This window comes from Vibrio sp. CJQ_6 (assembly GCF_043106745.1).
GTDB classification, from domain to species: Bacteria; Pseudomonadota; Gammaproteobacteria; order Enterobacterales; family Vibrionaceae; genus Vibrio; species Vibrio furnissii.
This window is the reverse complement of record NZ_JBICMV010000036.1, coordinates 272907-293956: the sequence shown is the minus strand read 5'-3', so window position 1 is coordinate 293956 and position 21050 is coordinate 272907. Positions and strand designations below refer to the sequence as shown.

At 51.4% G+C, this 21050-nt stretch carries 17 protein-coding genes; 6 read left to right on the top strand and 11 right to left on the bottom strand.

Features of this window, described 5'->3' with window-relative positions:
• Positions 1-267 precede the first annotated feature (267 nt).
• The 6 genes from add to glnA all read right to left on the bottom strand — a co-directional run bounded on the left by add (position 268) and on the right by glnA (position 8719).
• Positions 268-1272 (bottom strand): adenosine deaminase, encoded by a 1005-nt coding sequence (gene add / locus ACF8PK_RS21675; RefSeq protein WP_392443517.1) that lies wholly within the window; start codon positions 1270-1272, stop codon positions 268-270.
• Between the two features lie 81 nt (positions 1273-1353).
• Positions 1354-3912 carry an EAL domain-containing protein gene (locus ACF8PK_RS21670; RefSeq protein WP_392443514.1) on the bottom strand — a complete coding sequence of 853 codons (2559 nt, stop codon included), beginning with the start codon at positions 3910-3912 and terminating at the stop codon, positions 1354-1356.
• Positions 3913-3970: 58 nt separating this feature from the next.
• A complete protein-coding gene (glnG, locus tag ACF8PK_RS21665; protein WP_004728433.1) occupies positions 3971-5374 on the bottom strand; it encodes a nitrogen regulation protein NR(I) in 1404 nt (467 codons plus the stop codon).
• A 55-nt stretch (positions 5375-5429) separates the two neighbouring features.
• Positions 5430-6476 (bottom strand): nitrogen regulation protein NR(II), encoded by a 1047-nt coding sequence (gene glnL, locus ACF8PK_RS21660; protein WP_004728434.1) that lies wholly within the window; start codon positions 6474-6476, stop codon positions 5430-5432.
• A 135-nt stretch (positions 6477-6611) separates the two neighbouring features.
• Complete coding sequence (locus ACF8PK_RS21655; protein WP_158141335.1) at positions 6612-7142, bottom strand: DUF4124 domain-containing protein; 531 nt, start codon at positions 7140-7142, stop codon at positions 6612-6614.
• A 167-nt stretch (positions 7143-7309) separates the two neighbouring features.
• A complete protein-coding gene (glnA, locus tag ACF8PK_RS21650) occupies positions 7310-8719 on the bottom strand; it encodes a glutamate--ammonia ligase (RefSeq protein ID WP_004728436.1) in 1410 nt (469 codons plus the stop codon).
• A gap of 506 nt (positions 8720-9225) precedes the next feature.
• Between glnA and typA the strand changes: the two genes are divergently transcribed.
• Both typA and ACF8PK_RS21640 read left to right on the top strand, forming a co-directional pair.
• Positions 9226-11055 carry a translational GTPase TypA gene (gene typA / locus ACF8PK_RS21645; RefSeq protein WP_004728437.1) on the top strand — a complete coding sequence of 610 codons (1830 nt, stop codon included), beginning with the start codon at positions 9226-9228 and terminating at the stop codon, positions 11053-11055.
• A 72-nt stretch (positions 11056-11127) separates the two neighbouring features.
• Entirely contained in the window at positions 11128-11667 is a 540-nt protein-coding gene (locus ACF8PK_RS21640; protein ID WP_392443509.1) for an AAA family ATPase, read from the top strand.
• A 4-nt stretch (positions 11668-11671) separates the two neighbouring features.
• Here the strand turns inward: ACF8PK_RS21640 and ACF8PK_RS21635 are convergent, their stop codons facing one another.
• On the bottom strand, positions 11672-12310 hold the full coding sequence (locus ACF8PK_RS21635) for a DUF2959 domain-containing protein (RefSeq protein ID WP_004728439.1): 639 nt from the start codon (positions 12308-12310) through the stop codon (positions 11672-11674).
• 62 nt (positions 12311-12372) lie between these two features.
• Between ACF8PK_RS21635 and ACF8PK_RS21630 the strand changes: the two genes are divergently transcribed.
• Genes ACF8PK_RS21630 through ACF8PK_RS21620 form a run of 3 tightly spaced genes read left to right on the top strand, consistent with a single transcriptional unit; the run spans position 12373 to position 14656 of the window.
• A complete protein-coding gene (locus tag ACF8PK_RS21630) occupies positions 12373-13287 on the top strand; it encodes a virulence factor BrkB family protein (protein ID WP_014204276.1) in 915 nt (304 codons plus the stop codon).
• Positions 13259-13693, top strand: a complete 435-nt coding sequence (gene dtd / locus ACF8PK_RS21625) for a D-aminoacyl-tRNA deacylase (protein WP_014204277.1) — start codon at positions 13259-13261, stop codon at positions 13691-13693. Before ACF8PK_RS21630 ends, dtd begins: the two co-directional genes overlap by 29 nt.
• 36 nt (positions 13694-13729) lie before the next feature.
• A complete protein-coding gene (locus ACF8PK_RS21620; RefSeq protein ID WP_004728442.1) occupies positions 13730-14656 on the top strand; it encodes a bifunctional GNAT family N-acetyltransferase/hotdog fold thioesterase in 927 nt (308 codons plus the stop codon).
• Here ACF8PK_RS21620 and ACF8PK_RS21615 read toward each other — a convergent pair.
• The 4 genes from ACF8PK_RS21615 to hslR form a co-directional block, all read right to left on the bottom strand.
• Entirely contained in the window at positions 14653-16551 is a 1899-nt protein-coding gene (locus tag ACF8PK_RS21615; RefSeq protein WP_392443507.1) for an AsmA family protein, read from the bottom strand. The two genes, ACF8PK_RS21620 and ACF8PK_RS21615, sit on opposite strands and share 4 nt — an antisense overlap.
• A 110-nt stretch (positions 16552-16661) precedes the next feature.
• Entirely contained in the window at positions 16662-18290 is a 1629-nt protein-coding gene (pckA, locus tag ACF8PK_RS21610) for a phosphoenolpyruvate carboxykinase (ATP) (protein WP_004728444.1), read from the bottom strand.
• Positions 18291-18625: 335 nt separating this feature from the next.
• Positions 18626-19501: an Hsp33 family molecular chaperone HslO gene (gene hslO / locus ACF8PK_RS21605; protein WP_004728445.1), complete on the bottom strand. Its 876-nt coding sequence runs from the start codon at positions 19499-19501 to the stop codon at positions 18626-18628.
• 33 nt (positions 19502-19534) lie between these two features.
• Entirely contained in the window at positions 19535-19921 is a 387-nt protein-coding gene (gene hslR, locus ACF8PK_RS21600; RefSeq protein WP_038152589.1) for a ribosome-associated heat shock protein Hsp15, read from the bottom strand.
• Positions 19922-20186: 265 nt separating this feature from the next.
• On the opposite strand from hslR, the gene gspC reads away from it, so the two are divergent.
• Complete coding sequence (gene gspC, locus ACF8PK_RS21595; protein WP_392443532.1) at positions 20187-21035, top strand: type II secretion system protein GspC; 849 nt, start codon at positions 20187-20189, stop codon at positions 21033-21035.
• Positions 21036-21050: the final 15 nt, after the last annotated feature.

Genomic DNA, 21050 nt, shown 5'->3' with positions numbered 1-21050 from the left:
CGTTTAGAAAACGCACCGAATCTTCATCCTTTATTTCCTTTATTCCTGAACTCTCTTGTTTATCCCTTTACGTGCTCCAAATTTTTCCTCTTACTCTTTGTAATTTTGGTGCGCACCGTTCGTGCTCGACATCTTGACTGGTTCTCAATGGGTGAATGACGGTCACGATGACGTTGTTTATTGACACAGGCGAAGCTGCGCTCGAACAGCCGAGAATAAAAAAGCCGATGCGATAGGCATCGGCTTCAACAGAAGAGAGTTTCTACGTTACACGCGCTGAGCGACTTTGGCTTTGAGGGTCTGTTTGTCAGATTCGGAAAGAAAAGCCAGCTCCAGACCATTGATCTGTGCCTGATGAATCTGTTCTTGGCTCAGTCCGGCTTGAGGTGCGGCTACTTCATACTCGTAAGGCAGCTCAATGCCTTCGACTGCTGGATCGTCGGTATTCAGGCATGCAAGTACACCATGCTCCAAGAAACGCTTGAGAGGGTGTTGTGCGAAGCTTTCTACTGTACTGGTTTGAATGTTGGAGGTGAGACAAGACTCGATACCAATACGATGTTTGGCTAAATAATCCATCAACTCCGGATCGTGAATGGCTTTCACACCATGACCAATACGAGTGGCTCCCAAATCACGAATCGCCTGCCACATGCTTTCTGGACCTGCGGCTTCCCCTGCATGCACAGTGATGTGTAAACCGGCATCACGCACCTGTTTAAAGTGGCTGACAAAGCGATCGCCAGGCTGGCCCAGTTCATCACCGGCCAGATCGACGGCCACAATATGATCTTTCTGGCTCAAAATTGCGTCCAGTTCTTGCTGACAAGCGTCTGTGCCAAAAGTACGGCTCATAATCCCAATCAGGTTCGCTTGAACGCCAAAATCGCGTACGCCGGCTTGAACGCCATCGACGACCGCTTCAACCACACCCGCTACGGGTAGGTTGTGTTTCATCGCCATGTAGTACGGGGAAAAACGCAGTTCTGCGTAATCAATTTGAGCATGCAGTGCGTCCTCCACGTTTTCATACGCAACGCGGCGACACGCATCCAAATCGCCCAGTACGGCCACGCCCCAATCCAGTTTAGACAGGAAGGCCACCAGTGAAGGTTCAGCTTCCACAATTTGTACATGTGGCGTGAGTGCCTCTATTGTGTTGGCGGGCAAAGCAATACCAAATTTTTGACCGAGGTCGAGAATAGTTTGAGTGCGAATGTTCCCGTCGAGGTGACGGTGCAAATCGGTGAGTGGAATAGTTTTCGTAATCATGTTCATCTACCAAGTCAAAATCTGCGCTAAGTATAAAAACCAAACCGTGAAGTGTCAGTAGTGAGAAAGTGGAAATCGTCGCTATTTTGCCGATATTCTCTTCATGTTCACTAGATCTGTTGGCCATTCGTGATAAGACATTGGCTTGTTAAATAGGAAGCCTTGTCCTTGTGGGCAATGTAATTGTGCCAACAACTCTGCTTGTTCCGGCGTTTCAATGCCTTCGGCGACGATGTTGACTTTAAAACTGTTGGCCAGTGTGATGATGGTGGCGGCGATGCTGGTTTCAAAATGCGTTGGGTTGAGTAACGAAACAAACGCACGATCGATCTTCAGACAGTCGAATGGCAATTTATACAAGTAGGCCAACGAGCTATATCCCGTACCGAAGTCGTCGATGGCCAAACGGATGCCCAGTTGTTTAATGGCTTGCATGGTATTGAGAATGACGGGGTCGTTGTTGACGATGCGCGATTCGGTGATCTCCAAGGTGAGGTTATTGGGCTGCATCCCGGTGTCGCGTAATGTCTCTCGCAACTGCGGTAAGAACTCTGGGTGAGACAATTGATTGACTGATAAATTCACGTGCATTTGGAAGTCCGCCGACCACTTGCCTTGTTCAATGCCTTGCACGGTGTCCCAGCAGGCTTGGCGCAGCATGTGTTCACCAATGGCGTTGATCAGGCCGCTTTCTTCGGCGATTGGAATGAAATCCATTGGCGGTACGAGGCCAAACTCCGGCGATAACCAGCGTGCTAACGCTTCCGCCCCCAGTACTTCACCGCTGTGGAGATCCACAATGGGTTGATAGAACGGTACAAACTCTCGGTTCTCTAGTGCCAGCTTAATGTGCGTGACCATTTGAGTCCGTTTGCGCGAAATATCGGCCATTTCTGGAACGTAATAACTGATGCGAGTTGAGTCCTGCTTGGCGTTGCTGAGCGCAATGCTACCGTTGCGTAGCCAAACCGTCATACTGGCGGAAGGTAGATGATGCACGATGCCGATGGAGATGTTCACGGCGATGTTTTCGTTTGGCATATGAAATGGTGTCGCAAACAGCTGTAGCAATTGCTGAGCAAAGTGCTTCACCTGTTGTTCCTCCACACAATGCGGCCGATAAATCGCGAATTCATCGCCCCCGATACGGGCGATGTATGTCTCTTCGTTATTCACGGTTTTGAGGCGTTGGGCGATCAACACCAATAGTTGGTCGGCCTGGTGATGGCCGAGGCTGTCATTGATGTCTCGAAACTTATCGATGCCGATGAGAAATAAGCTACCGTGCAGCACAGGCATCTGGCTACAGCAATCGATGATGCCTTCACGGCTGTATACCTTGGTCAACGAGTCATAAATCAATTGTTCGCGCAGTGCTTTGAAGGACGCCTTTAAGTTGTTGGCCATTTCGGTAAAGGCGTACACCATCATGCTGGTTTCGTAGATTTTGCCGGGTTTGGGCATGGCACTGTTCCAGTCGCCCTGTGCCAGATGTTTTGCGGCCACGGCGGTGGAGGTGATAGGCGCCGTGACTCGGTTGAATGTGATAAAACCAATCCCGATGCCGAATAAGCTCACGAGCAACCCCAGTAACCAGCTATTACGCTGGTTTTGTGGTAGCGAACCCAAGAGGTCGGCTTCAGAGATGGTGACGTTGATATACCATTGAAGCCCGTATTCATCCCTAACCGCGGCGACTTGGTTGAAATAGCGCGCGCCATCGACGCTGGTGCTAAACACTTGGCTGGGAACGGCATGTTCGGTATGCAGTGAATGCGCGATGTGTGTCGCGCTGGCTTTGAGCACGGGGTTCGGGGTTTCTTGTGTCGTGAGTCGTTCTCCTTTGGGAGACGACTCGGTTCCCCAAGAGACCACGCCCGTCGGCACCGTGTGTGCAATCAAGCGTTGGTCACCATCAAAGATATAGACATCAGCGTTGGTTTCACGCTTTAACTGGTGCAGGAACGCGTTGAAGGTGCTGATCTTCACGTCGGTGACCATGACGCCAACAAACTGCTGTTGTTGCATGACGGGCGTGAGCGCGGACAGGGTGATGTCCTGACGTTCATCCATGTTGGTGTATACCGATGACCACATCGGGCGCGGATTGGCAGCGACTGGTGTGTAAAATGGGCGAGTGCGAGGGTCATAGTGATTGATAACGGAACGGACTTCACCATTCACCGAGTCACCGTGATAGATCATCAACTGCTGCTGAGTGCGCGCATCTTTGAGCATCAGCGTAAAGTCTTGATTGTCCTCTTTGCGAAAACCGACAAATTCGCCGTGAATGCCGGCAAAGCTCATCACATCGATTTGCGAAATCGGCCGATACAGCTCATCAAACCCTGAGTGAAGAAAGCGCTCGATCACCTGCGCTTGGTGGGGTTGATACAACTGATGGAAGCCAATGCCATAACTCATGCTTTGGTTGGCGCGAAATGGCTCATCCAGAAAGGTATGCAGCCGTTGGTCGACATTGCTGGACAGGAACGTGAGCTGCTTGCGGCTCACGTCCTGAACCATCTGTTCGTAGCTGTATTTTTGCACCGCGCCGATGACTCCAATGGTGACCAAAATAATGATCACAAAAGGAAACAACACTGCAGTTTTTAAAGTCATCTGTTGTCTGAACGGCATATCCTGATTCTGCGCTAATGGCCGGTATTAGGATTGGCAGCGGGAGACAACCTACATGCTAATACAGCTCTTTCAGTTTCCGTGTGAGCGTATTGCGTCCCCAACCTAATACTTTGGCGGCGTCCTGCTTATGGCCATTGGTGTGATTGAGTGCTGCCTCTAAAAGTATACGTTCAAATTCTGGGAGTGCGTACGAAAGTATCTCGGTTTCTCCCGAGGCCAACGCCGATTTCGCCCACGCTTCAAGCTGTTTTTGCCAACTGGCATCGCTGTCAAAGTCGACGCTTTTCTTTTCAGCCAACAGTTCAGAAGGTAGATCGCTCGGGAGCACTTCAGTGCCGCTGGCCATCACGGTTAACCAACGGCACATGTTTTCCAATTGACGCACGTTCCCGGGCCAGTCGAGGCGGTTGAGTATCTCAATCGTCTTGGGGTGCAGCGTTTTCATCTCCACACCTAACTCTTTGGCGGCCAAAGCGAGGAAATGTTTAGTCAGCTTATCAATATCCTGACGGCGCTCACGTAATGACGGGATTTGAATGCGAATGACGTTCAGACGGTGAAATAAGTCCTCACGGAATTTACCTTGATGTACCAGTTTTTCTAGGTTCTGGTGGGTTGCAGCCACGATGCGCACATCGACTTTGATCGCTGAATGGCCACCCACGCGATAAAACTGTCCGTCTGCAAGCACGCGCAGCAGACGGGTTTGAATATCGAGTGGCATATCGCCAATTTCATCCAGAAACAGTGTGCCGCCATTGGCCTGTTCGAAACGGCCTTGGCGCACGTTGTTGGCGCCGGTAAACGCCCCTTTTTCGTGACCAAACAGCTCTGATTCAATCAAATCCTTGGGAATCGCGGCCATGTTCAACGCGATGAACGGCTTTTGCGCGCGCGGGCTGTGACGATGCAGTGCATGTGCTACCAATTCTTTACCCGTGCCGGATTCACCGTTGATCAGTACTGAAATAGAGGAGCGAGAGAGGCGGCCGATAGCGCGAAACACCTCTTGCATCGCGGGAGCTTCACCGATGATTTCTGGTGCATCGTAGGTGGGAACCAAATGCTGCGATTGTTCTTTACGCTGCTCCTGACCATGCGCAATGGCGCGCTCAACGAGGGTTAACGTTTCATCGACATCAAATGGCTTCGGCAAATATTCGAATGCCCCCTTTTGGTAGGCGTTGACTGCGGCATCCAAGTCGGAGTGCGCGGTCATGATGATCACCGGCAATTCCGGTGAGCGTGAATGCACTTGGTGCAATAGCTCAATCCCATCAATGCCGGGCATACGAATATCGGAAACTAAGACGTCAGGGGTTTCTCGTTCGAGTGCCATCAACACACTTTCTGCATCAGAAAAGGTTTCACACTTAATATTGGCTGACGACAGGGTTTTCTCCATCACCCAGCGAATCGAGCTGTCGTCATCGACAACCCATACGTATCCTTTACTCATAGTCTGGTTTCCTCAACAGCAGCCTCCATTCTCCAAGCGAGAATGGTCACGTCGTTCAAATCGGTAAATAAATCGTAAATGTGGTTCTACCTGGCCAGCTTTCTACATCTATTTTTCCATTGTGCTGGTCAATCAGGTTTTGCGAAATCGATAAGCCAAGTCCGGTGCCGCCCTCACGACCGCTGACCATGGGGTAAAACAGCGTGTCTTGAAGTTCGAGCGGAATGCCCGGACCGTTATCGATGATTTCGATTCTGGCCACCAACTTATGTCGTTGGCCGTGAATATTGGCTTGGTGCACCGTTCTGGTGCGGAGTGTGATCACGCCATGTGGCTGGTTGGCCAAAATTTGCGCTGCATTGCTGACAATGTTCAGCAGGGCTTGCTCGATCTGATCGGTGTCCATCAGGATGTTGGGCAAACTGGGGTCGTAATCGCGCTCAATTGTGAGATCGGCGCGGCCTTCCAGTTCCACCAACTGACGAACTTTTTCCAAAATCAGGTGCAGGTTCTCGGAGGTTTTCTTGCCCGGCTTTTGGGGGCCGAGCAGGCGATCCACGAGCGCGCGTAGGCGGTCCGCCTGTTCAATGATGATTTGGGTGTATTCAGTCAGGCTCTGATCGGGCAGCATGCGCTCGAGAAGTTGCGCTGCGCCGCGTAACCCACCCAGTGGATTTTTGATCTCATGGGCCAAGCCACGCACTAGCAGTTTGGCCGCTTGTTGTTGTGCATGTTGGTTAAGCTCTTGCGTCAGGCGACGCTGTTGCCCTATTTTGCGCATTTCGACCAACAGCATCAGCTCTTTTTGCCATGATAGCGGGCTGACGGTCACTTCCAGCATGAGGGGTTTGCCATCGACCACGAAGGTGACGTCACTGTCGGTGATGCTCTGACCGCTTTGCAGCGGCTGTGAGAGCAGCGCCAGATCCATCGACGCATGTTGAATCAGTTTAGACAGCGGCTGATTGATGATGCGTTTGGCACTTTGTGAAAACAGCTGTTCGGCTGCGGGGTTGGCATAGCGCACGCACAGGGTTTCATCCAACATCAAAGTGGCGGTCACAACGTTGTTCAGTATGGTTTCGCTTAGCTCTGCACTCACAGGTTCATCCTTGTCCGTGTTCCAAAATAATGCAATGCACAAAAATGGTGCATCGAATTGTCAAGTATGGCGCAACGGAGCACAAAGAAAAAGCCAGACACTGCCTGAAATCGAGCAAATTAGTGTGGATATCGCCTAATTCACGGACGCTCGATGTAAATGCACCGTTACAAACTTAGATGATGCAATAACCTTGCCGAATCCAAATGCCTGAATTGAAAAGGTATGAGACCCGCGTTCAATATTGTTCAGGTGCCACACCGTTTTGGTGCTGGGTGCGCCGTAAGGCTTGCCATCCATCAGCAATTGCAGGTGTTCACCAACGCCCAGCGGGCGATTGAGCTCAACCTCAAGGGTCATTCGGCCGCGATTGTCGCGAATGGTTTGGTCATGGTGGGGGGCGCTCAGGGTCACTTGCAGCGCGATGTGCGGTTCGGTGGTCGATTTTGGTGCAGGTGGATCGATTGGTTGGGCGGGGGTATAACTGGGAGCGGGGGGCGTTGCATCCACATCGGGTAGGTGAATGGCTTGGGCCTGATCGTCGGCTGGCGCATCGCTAAAGTGCACCACGCCTTGTTCATCTTCCCAAGTATAAACACTTTGTGCGCTCAACTTCAGCGGCAGTGTGAGCAACAGGAGTAACCCCAAAAACACAATACGAATCATCGTTCACCTCACTCATGGTGGTGGCCAAAACGGCAGCGTCGAAGACGCTAGATTATGTAACGTTCATGTTAAATTGCCGATGATAAACGCCAAATATGAAAAAGGCCCGCCTGCGAGGCGAGCCTGATTTTCTGGTGTAAGCCCGTGAAGGTTACACGAAATGAAACTTATACAGAGTAGTACAGTTCGAATTCCAGTGGGTGTACAGCGGTGTTGATGCGCTCAACATCTTTCGTTTTCAGATCGATGTAAGAGTTGATGAAGTCATCAGAGAATACGCCGCCTGCGGTCAGGAATTCACGGTCAGCATCTAGGCTTTCTAGCGCTTGTTTCAGTGATTCTGCAACCTTAGGAATTTCTGCTGCTTCTTCTGCTGGCAGATCGTACAGGTCTTTGTCCATCGCTTCGCCTGGGTGGATCTTGTTCTTGATACCGTCAAGACCAGCCATCAGCATCGCGGCAAACGCAAGGTATGGGTTTGCTGCTGGATCTGGGAAGCGAACTTCTATACGACGCGCTTTCGGGCTTGGTACCACTGGGATACGGATTGACGCAGAACGGTTACGCGCTGAGTAAGCCAGCATCACAGGTGCTTCGTAGTGAGGTACCAGACGCTTGTATGAGTTGGTTGACGGGTTGGTCAAGGCGTTCAGTGCACGTGCGTGCTTGATGATACCACCGATGTAGTAGATCGCCATTTCAGACAGGCCGCCGTACTTGTCGCCAGCAAACAGGTTCACACCGTCTTTTGCCAGAGATTGGTGTACGTGCATGCCAGAACCGTTGTCGCCAACCAGTGGTTTAGGCATGAAAGTCGCTGTTTTACCGAATGCGTGAGCAACGTTATGAACAACGTACTTGTAGATTTGGATTTCGTCCGCTTTGGTTGTCAACGTGTTGAAACGTGTTGCGATTTCGTTCTGACCTGCAGTTGCAACTTCGTGGTGGTGCGCTTCAACAACCAGACCCATCTCTTCCATGATCAAACACATGGCTGAACGGATGTCTTGTGATGAGTCGACTGGTGCGACTGGGAAGTAACCCCCTTTCACGCCTGGACGGTGACCTTTGTTGCCGTCTTCGTAGTCAGTACCTGTGTTCCAAGCGGCTTCAACGTCATCGATCTTGAAGAAAGAGCCGGACATGTCAGTTGAGAATTTTACGTCATCAAACAGGAAGAACTCTGGCTCTGGACCGATCAGGACCGTATCTGCGATGCCAGTTGAACGCATGTAGTCTTCTGCACGTTTTGCGATAGAGCGTGGGTCGCGATCGTAGCCTTGCATGGTTGCAGGCTCAAGAATGTCACAACGGATGTTCAGCGTTGAGTCTTCTGTGAATGGGTCAAGCACAGCAGATGATGCATCAGGCATCATGACCATGTCTGATTCGTTGATACCTTTCCAGCCAGCAACTGATGAACCATCGAACATTTTACCTTCTTCGAAGAAGTCTGCATCGATTTGGTGAGCAGGGATAGAGATGTGCTGCTCTTTACCTTTTGTGTCTGTGAAGCGTAGGTCAACAAACTTAACTTCGTTTTCTTGGATCAGCGATAGTACGTTTTCTACTGACATCTTGGATAACCTCCAGTGTTAATAAAGCGGTTTGGGCTCGAATCAAAAATGAATTCCAGCATCGATTAATGTCTGAACTGCTACTTAATCTGTGCTGAAATCATATTAGCTAAAATCGTGCCAATTTCTTAAGTTCCATAAATTCAATGCCTTGCATAGGTTTGGTTCGTTTTGGTGCTTACTACTGCACCAAGAAGATCCTTTGTTGCACCTTATTGGTGCAAATTAATGTTGACTGCACCAATATCTGTCAAAGCGAACACTATTCAGCCGCTAATTTGCAGGGATGTCAATTGCCATTTCCGACCAGTATGTCTCGGTTTGTTTTAAATCAATTTGACAACTAGGCTCTAAAGGAGCGAAATTCAGCGTGACAGATCACATATTCCTAGGTTTTTCGCCAAAATCTGGTACATTATTGGCCGTTTTTTGAACCAAACTCAGGTGCCGATTTCGCCTACGCGCGAAAGCGGACCATTTTGTGTAAATAAGTGAAGCAAAACTCCATGGCTACTCCACAGATTGATAAATTAAGAAACATCGCGATTATCGCGCACGTTGACCACGGCAAAACGACCCTGGTGGATAAACTACTCCAGCAATCAGGCACGTTAGAGTCGCGCGGTGATGTTGAAGAGCGAGTCATGGACTCGAACGACATTGAAAAAGAGCGCGGCATTACCATCCTAGCGAAAAACACTGCGATTAACTGGCATGACTACCGTATCAACATCGTAGACACCCCAGGACACGCGGACTTCGGTGGTGAAGTTGAACGTATCATGTCAATGGTTGACTGCGTATGTCTAATCGTTGATGCCGTTGACGGCCCAATGCCACAAACTCGTTTCGTGACTCAAAAAGCGTTTGCTCACGGTCTGAAACCAATCGTTGTGATCAACAAAATCGACCGCCCTGGCGCGCGTCCTGACTGGGTTATGGATCAGGTTTTTGACCTGTTCGACAACCTGGGTGCAACGGATGAACAGCTGGACTTCCAAGTGGTTTACGCATCAGCGCTGAACGGCTGGGCAACGCTGGAAGAAGGCGAAACGGGCGAGAACATGGAACCGCTGTTCCAAGCGATCGTGGATAACGTTGAACCACCTCAAGTTGACCTTGAAGGTCCGCTGCAAATGCAAATTTCTCAGCTGGACTACAGCTCATACGTTGGTGTTATCGGTGTTGGCCGCGTAACTCGCGGTACGGTAAAACCGAACCAGCAAGTGACTGTCGTGAGCGCTGATGGTAAAAAACGTAACGGCAAAGTGGGTACTGTTCTGGGTTACCTGGGTCTGCAACGTTCTGAAACTGAACAAGCAACTGCGGGTGACATCGTTGCGATCACGGGTCTTGGCGAACTGAAAATTTCAGACACCATCTGTGACGTGAACTGCATCGAAGCGCTGCCACCGCTGAGCGTTGACGAACCAACCGTTACCATGACTTTCCAGGTCAACACTTCTCCGTTCGCGGGTAAAGAAGGTAAGTTTGTAACCTCACGTAACATCCTTGAGCGTCTGGAAAAAGAACTGGTTCACAACGTTGCACTGCGTGTTGAGCAAACTGACGATCCAGATAAATTCCGCGTATCAGGCCGTGGTGAACTTCACCTGTCTATCCTGATCGAAAACATGCGCCGTGAAGGGTTCGAACTGGCAGTATCTCGTCCAGAAGTAATCCTGAAAGAAGAAAACGGCCAACTGATGGAACCGTTTGAAACCGTGACCATCGACGTGTTGGAAGAGCACCAAGGTGGCATCATGGAGAAAATCGGTTTGCGTAAAGGCGAACTGAAAGATATGTCTCCAGATGGCAAAGGTCGTGTACGTCTAGACTTCGTGATGCCATCACGTGGCCTGATCGGCTTCCAAACTGAGTTCATGACACTGACTTCAGGTTCTGGTCTGCTGTACCATACATTCGACCACTACGGTCCACACAAAGGCGGCAACATCGGCCAACGTGTGAACGGCGTACTGATTTCGAACGCAACTGGTAAAGCACTGACTTACGCACTGTTTAACCTGCAAGAACGTGGCCGTCTGTTCACTGAACACGCGGACGAAGTTTACGAAGGTCAAATCGTGGGTATTCACAACCGTTCGAACGACCTGACTGTCAACTGTCTGAAAGGCAAACAGCTGACCAACGTACGTGCTTCTGGTACGGACGAAGCTCAAGTTCTGACTCCAGCAATCAAATACACGCTAGAGCAAGCGCTTGAGTTTATCGATGACGATGAACTGGTTGAAGTAACACCACAAAGCATCCGTATTCGTAAACGTCACCTGACTGAAAACGATCGTAAACGCGCTGCTCGCGACGCAAAATAATCGTTGAATGAATCGTGTGAAGCCCTCAGCATCTGCTGGGGGCTTTTTTTCGCCCTGAGAAAAGGAGTGAGAGTGAAACCGATCATCATCACCGGCGGTCCGGGCGCCGGAAAAACCACCTTGATAGAGGCGTTCGCGCAAGCAGGTATGGCAACGTTTCCCGAGGTGTCGAGAGGCTTGATTGAGCAGGAGCGTGCCAAGCCTCAGGGCATTTTGCCTTGGCACGATCTGCCGGGATTTGCTCAGTTGTGTTTGGTGGCAATGCGCGAGCAAAAGCGCTGTGCGGAAAACGAACCTTTGGCGTTTTTGGACCGTGCGATTCCGGACATTTGTGGTTATCTGCATGAAGCGGGGATTGCGCCGAACGCTGAGCTGCAAGCCGAAAGCCAAGGGTATTTCCCTTTGGTCTTTGTCTGTCGGCCTCATGCGGCGATTTATGTGCAAGATGAGGTGCGACCGTATCCGTTTGCACAAGCGCTAGCCATTCATGAGCAGTTGCTCACTACATACACCCAATTGGGCTATCACTGTGTGGATGTCCCATTTGGCCCGGTGGCGGCGCGGGTTGAATTTGTGCTGCGTACGCTAGAGCGTGAGCACGCAGCACGATAAGGCATTACTGTTTCAACTGATTGAGGAATTGATTTGATTCTTCAATTGCCGCGTTCATTTGCGTGATCGCGGTGCGAATATCTTGTTCCAGCGTCGCAAATTCACCTTGCAGCGATCCTACCGCACTGGCATTGAGGTTATGCTTCAAGAAGAGCGTATTGTCTCGCAGCGTGTTGAGCACCGGCGTCATTTTTTGCTCGGCGCGCTTCATCGCTTTGAGCATCGTCTGATATGACGCTTTGGTGGTGTTGAGTTTTTGTTCGCTGGCGCGGCGCAGTTTGCTGCTGGTGTAGAGTTTCAGTTCGCCTTGCCATTCATCAAAGAGCGCCTCGGCAACGTCTTCAATCGCGGCAATGCGCTCACGAACGTCAGCGGCGGCGTCTTCACTGTGTTGATACTGGTCGTTGATACGCTCGTAAGCGCTTTCGAGTTCGCCGCCATCAAACTGCGTGAATGCCGACAAGGCGTCTAACGCGCTGGTCAGTTCTTGTTGTGCGTCTTTCTGGGCGTCCTGAGCGGCCTCGACGCGGTCAACCATGATGTCACGTTTGTGGACGCCGACTTTTTCCATCGCCGAGTAGTAGGCGCTTTGACAGCCCGTTAGAGTAAAGATCGATAAGAAGATGGCCAACAGGTAAGGCATCATGCGCTCCTTTCAATTAAAATGAAGGCGTTAGCATGGCTTAGTCGCATGGGAGAGACAAGTTGAAAATCCAAACTTTGGTAAAGCAGAGCGTATTATTTGGTCGTTACTTATTGAGTCGAATGGTGCACGACCGAGTGAACGTTAACGCCGGGTATCTGGCGTACATCACGCTGTTGTCGTTAGTGCCCATGCTGACCGTGTTGTTGTCGATCCTCTCGTCGTTCTCGATTTTTGAAAATGTCGGTGACGTGGTACAAGACTATGTGATTACCCACTTCGTCCCTGCGGCTGGCGATGCGGTGCGCCATGCTTTGAGCGAGTTTGTGACCAATACGGGCAAGATGACGGCGGTCGGCGGGATGTTCCTGTTTGTCGCCGCGTTAACATTGATCTCAAATATCGATAAAAACCTCAACTACATCTGGCGGGTACGCAAAAAACGTCGCATGGTGTTTTCGTTTTCGATGTATTGGATGATTCTGACGCTCGGCCCGATTTTGGTGGGGGCCAGCATTGCGCTGACGTCCTATATCACGTCGCTCAAGCTGCTCGACAGTGAAGCGCTCACGGGAGCCTTCAACTTCTTCCTACGTCGTCTGCCGCTGCTGTTGTCATTCTTTGCGTTTGCGGGTTTATACCTGCTGGTGCCGAATAAAAAAGTCCACTTTTTGCATGCCATTGCTGGCGCGTTTGTCGCGGCATTGTTATTTGAACTGAGTAAAAAGGCCTTTGCCGCCTACATCACTCAGTTCCCTTCTTATCAGTTGATATACGGGGCACTCGCCGCGATTCCTATTTTGTTTGTTTGGGTGTATTTGTGTTGGTTGATTGTGTTGATTGGGGCCGAAGTTACGGCGGCGCTCGGTGAGCGTGAAGACTGGAGTGAGTCCCCAGACGTGATACACTCATTGCCTCAAACTCAGCACAAACAAGAAGGAAACCAAAGTGATAGCCTTGATTCAACGGGTGAGTGAAGCGGCCGTTCGTGTCGACGGTGAGACCATCGGTGAAATCAACCGGGGTCTGTTGGTGCTGTTGGGGGTAGAACGCGACGACGATGAAGCCAAAGCCAAACGCTTGGTGGAGCGTGTCACCACCTATCGTGTGTTTGAAGACGACGCCGGTAAAATGAATCTCAGCGTCAAAGACGTTGGGGGCAGTGTGCTGGTGGTCTCGCAGTTTACCTTGCCAGCCGACACCAAAAAGGGCACGCGCGCTGGGTTTTCACGCGGTGCACACCCGCAAGAGGCCGAGCGCCTTTACGATTATTTTTCTGATGTGTGTGCCGAGGTGTTGCCGACAGAACGTGGACGTTTTGCGGCCGACATGAAAGTATCACTCGTCAACGATGGCCCAGTAACCTTCTGGTTGCAGGTATAAATTTCGGCTCCTCGTGAGCCTTCGGGAACGGACGCTATGTTTAAACTTATTACGCCGAAAACGGATAATCAGCTCAATAAGTATTACCACTTTCGTTGGCAATTGCTGCGCGAGCCGTGGCGAATGCCGATTGGTTCGGAGCGCGACGAATACGACGCCATGAGCCATCACCGCATGATTGTCGACGGACGAGGACGCCCGATCGCCATCGGCCGGTTGTACATTACACCGGACAGCGAAGGCCAGATTCGCTTTATGGCGGTCAAATCCACACGGCGAGCCAAAGGGATGGGATCGCTGGTGCTGGTGGCTCTGGAGTCTCTGGCGCGCCAGGAAGGGGCCAAGCGTCTGGTGTGCAATGCTCGAGAAGATGCGATTAAGTTCTACGAGAAAAACGGATTTGAACGCCGTGGTGAGTTGACCGATGAACGCGGCCCTGTGCGCCACCAACAGATGGTGAAACCGCTCGACCCGATGGCCAATGTGCTACGTAAACCGGAGTGGTGTACTGAGCTTCAGGAGCGCTGGGCGGCGCACATTCCGATCAGCGAGAAAATGGGCATCAAAGTACTGCAGTACACGGGCTATCAATTTCAATGTGGCGCGCAGCTCAATCCCAACCTCAACCCGCACAATACGCTGTTTGCTGGCTCGGCCTTTACCTTGGCGACCTTAACCGGCTGGGGCATGGCGTGGCTGCTGATGCGTGAGCGCAATTTGGATGGAGACATTGTGCTGGTCGACAGTCGCATTCGTTATCGTCATCCGGTGGTGCACAACCCGGTGGCGTCGACGTCTCTGGATGGTATCAGCGGCGATTTGGATCGCCTCGAATCTGGGCGCAAAGCGCGTATTGTGGTCAATGTGAACATTGCCAGTGGTGACGTCGATGCCGTGACGTTTATTGGCACCTACATGCTGATTCCGAATTATCAAGCCATCTTGGAAAGTGCGCGCGACTAAGGGGTTGGCGCGCACATCATCTCAGGATTTGCCTCAGTGCGCTGTTGATTGCGCAGCAGATCAAAATGCTGCGTTGTGCAGCGCTGCTTCACCTTCAATTCCAGCACGCCCTGCTTGGGCTCGACCAGATCGATTGCGCCATGCACGTGCGCATTCAGCGTTGGGCCAGACAGCGGCGTCGCGTCCACGGACAAGCGCCCACGATCGGCGCTGAGTGTGAGCCCATCGAGGGCGAAAGGTTGCACCACCAAAGCATCTGCCGATTGGGTGACCATCACCCCATCGCGCAGGTTGAGGTTGAGTGTGCCACTGAGTGAATGCGCCAGCATCGGATAATCGCCCGCAAGGCCGTCGGCGGTGACATCCAGTTCAGCCAATGCGTCGACTTTCAGCGGGAGCGGCCACCATGTGTGCATCGGCGCCAGTGGGATACCATCCCCATGCAGATTCACGCGCCACGGCGCGCTCGGTGCGTTAAACGCCCAATCGGCAGTGGCATCCACATAACCGTTCTCAAGGGGCAGGAACGCGCGCTCAAGCTGCCAATGGCCCTCTTTGCTGCTCATGTCCACCACGCCTTGCATGCTGAGTAGGGAATCGATACTGGCGCTGTTGGCACTGATATGGAGTTGACCATTCCACAGCCCCCAGCGACCCGCGCGATTGAGCTCGGTATTGCGTCCTTCGACATTGACCCCAGAGAGCTGCCAGAATGGTTTGTGTGTCAGTTGGATCAATTGCAAGTTGTGGAGATCCCAACGATCGATGGTCAGATTGTTCAGCTCGGGAAGATCGCCCTCCAACCAAGCCCAATCGTGTGGCTGCTCAGCAAACCATTTGATGCCACTGGCGCTGAGTTGCTGCAGATGGATGCCTGAAGGTTGAAGGTCACCACGAAGCTGAATGCTGCCTTGCAGCAGTTCGGTGGCAAAGTCGCTGATGGTGATGCGGCCGGGACGCAGTGCCAGCTTCAGCGTCGGGTCTATCCATTGCAAACCGTGCCAGTCGACCGACTCGGCATTGAGCGACACATACCCGTCCTCTTGTTGCCACAGTGAGTGATCTAACGTCAGGTTTTCCAGCGACAGCGCAACGTTGGTTAGCCGAGTACCAGCCAGTTGTAGATTGCTGTTGAGCACATCCAGGCTGTTGATGTGATGAAGATAAGGCTTGGCCAGTTGCCACCACGGCGCGCTCAGCGTCGACAGATCGTCTTTTAGGTCGAGCTTGCTCAAGGTGACGTTAACCAACGACCAGCCCGCCGGATACTGCTCTGCCTGACCCGAAAACTCGCCGCCGCGCCACTGAAATGAGGCGCCAAAGATGGTGCTGTCTTGCGCTTGGTAGTTGGCATCAATCAACACGTTATTGAGCGCTTCGCCTTGCCAGTAAAATTGCTCAGCAGAGAGTTGTAGTTCGCCATAAGGCAGCCATTGTTGGGCGTGGGTCCAGACGGGATTTTTGACTTGCATGTTGACGCCACGAGCGATCAAGCCGTGGTCGGCGAAATCAATGTTGTGTAGCGCCAGTTGATGGAGTTGCAGCTGAGCGATAAAGTCGTTGCTTGGCAGGCCGTCGGCAAAATTGGCGCCATCAAGCAGCACGCTGTCGATCACCCATTTGTCGTCTTGGAACAGTTGTGGACTGAGCCAAACATCCACCTGTTGAAAACTCAGTGGGGTTGCGTTGGTTTCTAGTGTCACATTGTGCAGGCGAAAATGGAGTGGATATTCGTAATAGAGGGCGCTAAACGTCAGTTTTTCAGGCCACAGATGGTCGGTCAGCCACTGCGCAGACGGGGTGAGATAACGGGTGTGCATGATGCCAAATGCGACCAGCATGAGTGCCAGCAGCAGCGCAATCAAACCAACTCCCAGAGCAAGCAGCTTTTTCATAATTCCCTGATGCGATGATCGTCCTGAAAGCTCACAGCTTGGAGTAAATTGGCGTCGGCTTCAACTAAAAAAGCCCCTCAAAAGAGGGGCTTGCTACTGAGTTATCAGTTTTAGTCTAGCTGTGGACCTGCCGCAACCAACGCTTTACCTTCCGCGTTGTCGGTGTACTTATCAAAGTTATTGATAAAGCGAGACGCTAAATCTTTGGCTTTGCTTTCCCATTGTAGTGGGTCAGTGTATGTGTCACGTGGGTCCAAGATGGCTGAATCAACGCCTGGCAGCGCGACTGGCACTTCGAGGTTGAAGATCGGAATGTGTTTGGTTTCCGCTTGTTCAATCGAGCCATCCAGAATCGCATCAATGATGCCACGGGTATCTTTGATCGAGATACGTTTGCCAGTGCCGTTCCAGCCCGTGTTCACGAGGTACGCTTCCGCACCTGCAGCTTCCATGCGTTTCACCAGCACTTCAGCGTATTTGGTTGGGTGAAGCGTGAGGAATGCTGCACCGAAACACGCGGAGAAGGTTGGCGTTGGCTCGGTAATACCACGCTCAGTACCCGCCAGTTTGGCCGTAAAGCCTGACAGGAAGTGGTACTTGGTTTGTTCTGGCGTCAGTTTAGACACCGGAGGCAGCACGCCGAATGCATCAGCAGACAGGAAAATCACTTTGTTTGCGTGACCGCCTTTGGAGACCGGTTTCACGATGTTGTCGATGTGGTAAATCGGGTACGACACACGGGTGTTTTCGGTTTTTGAACCGTCATCGAAATCGATCGAGCCATCCGCACGAACCGTCACGTTTTCCAGCAGCGCATCACGACGAATCGCGTTGTAGATGTCTGGTTCCGCTTCTTTTGAGAGCTTGATGGTTTTCGCGTAACAACCGCCTTCGAAGTTGAACACGCCATCGTCATCCCAGCCGTGCTCGTCGTCGCCAATCAGTGCGCGTTTTGGATCGGTCGACAGGGTTGTTTTACCAGTACCAGACAGACCAAAGAAGATCGCAACGTCGCCATCTTTGCTCATGTTGGCACTACAGTGCATGGATGCGATGCCTTGCAGCGGCAGGAAGTAGTTCATCATCGCGAACATACCTTTTTTCATCTCGCCGCCGTACCACGTCCCGCCAATCAGTTGCATTTTTTCGGTCAGGTTGAAGACCGTGAAGTTTTCTGAGTTCAGGCCGTGTTCTTGCCATTTGTCGTTGGTGCATTTGGCGCCATTCATGACCACGAAATCAGGCTTAAAGGTTGCCAGTTCTTCGTCTGATGGACGGATAAACATGTTTTTCACGAAGTGCGCTTGCCATGCCACTTCAGTAATAAAGCGCACGCACAGACGGGTATCGGCGTTCGCGCCGCAGTATCCGTCCACCACAAACAGACGCTTGCCAGACAATTGCTTGCCGACCAGCGCTTTCAAATCGTTCCAAACCGCTTGGTTAATGGGTTTGTTGTCGTTTTTCGCCTGTTCAGAGGTCCACCACATGTTCTCTTCGGTGGTGGCGTCTTTGACGATGAATTTATCTTTTGGTGAGCGGCCAGTGAAGATGCCGGTGTCCACGGCAACTGCACCCAGTTCAGTGACGACGCCTTTTTCGTAGCCTTCCAGATCTGAGCGAGTTTCTTCTTCGAATAACAATTCGTAACTTGGGTTGCGCACCACTTCAGTTACATCGGTTATTCCGTATTGGGTAAGATCTAATTGTGCAGCCTTCGTATGTTCCATAACGGTCATAGGTGCTCCTTATGAGGATTTTGTAGGGATTTTTAAAAGTTTGTAATTGTTATCTGCTCACCATGCTAGCAACGGGAGGGGGAAAAAACAGGGAGATAGTTCAAAAATTACCCACGCATTCCCTGTGGTTTTAGGTGACCCGTCACATATTGTGGCTTGGGTATTTTATCGTGCGCGCAAACCATTGCGCCAGATCAAAAGGATTATTATTCCAAAGAAATTAAGTACGGCGTACGGTGAGTGTAACTATTGATTTTATTGGGTTTTGATCACAAAAAAAGCCAGCATAATGCTGGCTGTAGCGGTAAATCTTCGTGCTTGTTAAGCCCGATGAATTAATGCAGGGTTTTGTTCTCGCCCGCTTGATGTGCGAACAATTCAGCCACTTGCGCCGAATCGAACGAGTAGGTGGTGCCGCAGTAGTCACAATGCAGTGCCACAAATCCCTCTTCAGCAAGGATTTCGTTGATGTCGTCGCGAGCCAGGGTGATGATCGCCGCTGCGCTGCGTTCTCGTGAGCAGCCACATTGGAATGCCACCGGTTGCGGTTCGAACACGTTCACTTTTTCTTGGTTGTACAGGCGGTACAGCAGCTCATTGGCTTCCAACGTAAACAGTTCTTCATCTTTCACGGTATTGGTCAGCTGTTCAAGGTGCTCGAAATCTTCCGGCGTGCCTGTGCCATCAGGCATCACTTGCAGCAGCATACCTGCGGCGTGCGGTTTGCCTTCGTGTTCACCCACGCGAATCCATAGGCGCGTTTTGAGCTGCTCTGAACGCAGGAAGTAGCCTTCCAGCACGTCAGCCAAGTTATCCCCTTCCAGGCCCACCACGCCTTGGTAGCGTTCGCCCTGCTTCGGTTCAATGGTGATCACCAGGTAGCCTTTGCCCATCATGTCATGCAGATTGGCGTTGTCGGCGATATCGCCGTCCCAACGTGCCACACCGCGGACTTGTTGATTGTTGTCGCCGTTAATGACGGCCAGGGAAACCGGGCCGTCCCCTTGCAGTTGCAGGGTAATTGAGCCTTCGAATTTTAGCGTCGCGGTCAACAGTGACGTCGCGACCAATAGCTCACCTAACAGCGTCTGAATCGGCGCGGGGTATTCCTTGCTGGTAATGATGTGCTGGTACGTTTCATCCAGTTGTACCAACTCGCCACGTACTGAAAGGTCTTCAAATAGGTAGCGGTTTAATGTGTTGTTTGACACTGAACGTGTAGTCATAAGGAATAGTCCGGCTCGTTATTGATGTTTAAATTTTAGAAGATCGCGACGCTGTTTTTTATCTGGGCGGCGATCTGGGGCTGGGTTGATGGCGTTGAGTTTACGTGCCAGCGCCATGCGCTCGCGTTTTTCGACGCTTTCAGCCGTTTCTGAATACAGGGTCTGAGCTTCCGGTGCGCCACGTCTCTGCTGCGACACGTGTTCGATGACCACGGTTTTCTCTTCGTTGCCTTGGCGCAGGGTAATGATCGCACCGATTTCGACCAGCTTACTTGGCTTTGTTCGCTGGCCATTATAGTGAACTTTGCCACCATCGACCATATTCCGCGCCAGCGAGCGAGTTTTATAGAATCTTGCGGCCCATAACCATTTATCGAGTCGAACCGCTTCAGAATGGGAACTCATGCTGGCAAATTACCTCTAATGTGATGATTTAGCGTTTTGCTTACCGCTTACAATGGTGATTGATCGCCGATAATTCAACTCATCACAAACGTTAACTTTATGTGTAAGAACACCGTAAAGCTTGTGATATATTGCTATATTTTGTATAAGGCCCTGAATTAAAAAGGCTCCTACTGAGAAAAAACACGACGTTAGCGGAAGAATTAGGAATAAAGGACACAAAGTGGAGCGTATCAATTTTCAGCAGTTGACATCCGGCGATTGGATGCAACACCTCGCACGTTGGCAAAAACCAATGAGTGTGTGGGTGGCTTTGATTTGTATCGCGTGGTCTGCCTGGATTGTCGGTCAGATGGTGTGGATGCTGCCGGCAGAGCAAACGGCGGTTGGCGGTTGGGTTGCCAGCACCACGACGCAAACGCAGACACAAAGCGGCATGGACATCAGCGGATTGCAACAAGGCGATCTGTTTGGGCAGTACAACGAGCAAGCGCCGGCAGTGGTGAAAACGGTCAAAGTGGATGCACCGAAAACGCGCTTGAACTTAGAGCTGGTGGGCGTAGTTGCGAGTTCTGAACCGCGTTTGAGCTTGGCGGTGATCGCAAACCGGGGCTCGCAAGCGACGTATGGTCTCAACGAAGTGATTGAAGGCACGCGGGTCAAACTCAAAGCCGTGCTGCCGGATCGCGTCATCATCGATAACTCTGGCCGGGATGAAACCCTGATGCTGGAAGGGATCGACTACTCAAAAATGAGCGCTCAGCCTGCGCCAGCCCCTTCACGTACCGCTCAGTCAGCCTCTGTGGATGACAAACTGGATGCCATTCGCGCCGCCGTGGCGAAAAATCCGCGCGAAATTTTCCAATATGTCACGCTCTCCCAGTTGAAGCAGGATGACAAAATTCTGGGCTATCGTGTCAGCCCGGGCAAAGATTCAGCGTTGTTTGAATCGGTTGGCTTACAAAACGGCGACATCGCCACACAATTAAATGGTTTGGATCTGACCGATCCAGACGTGATGAGTAAAGTCTTTGAGTCGATCAGCGATCTGACCGAGATCAATCTCACCGTAGAACGAGATGGACAGCAACATGACATCTATATTCAGTTTTAACCGCAAAATGTCAGC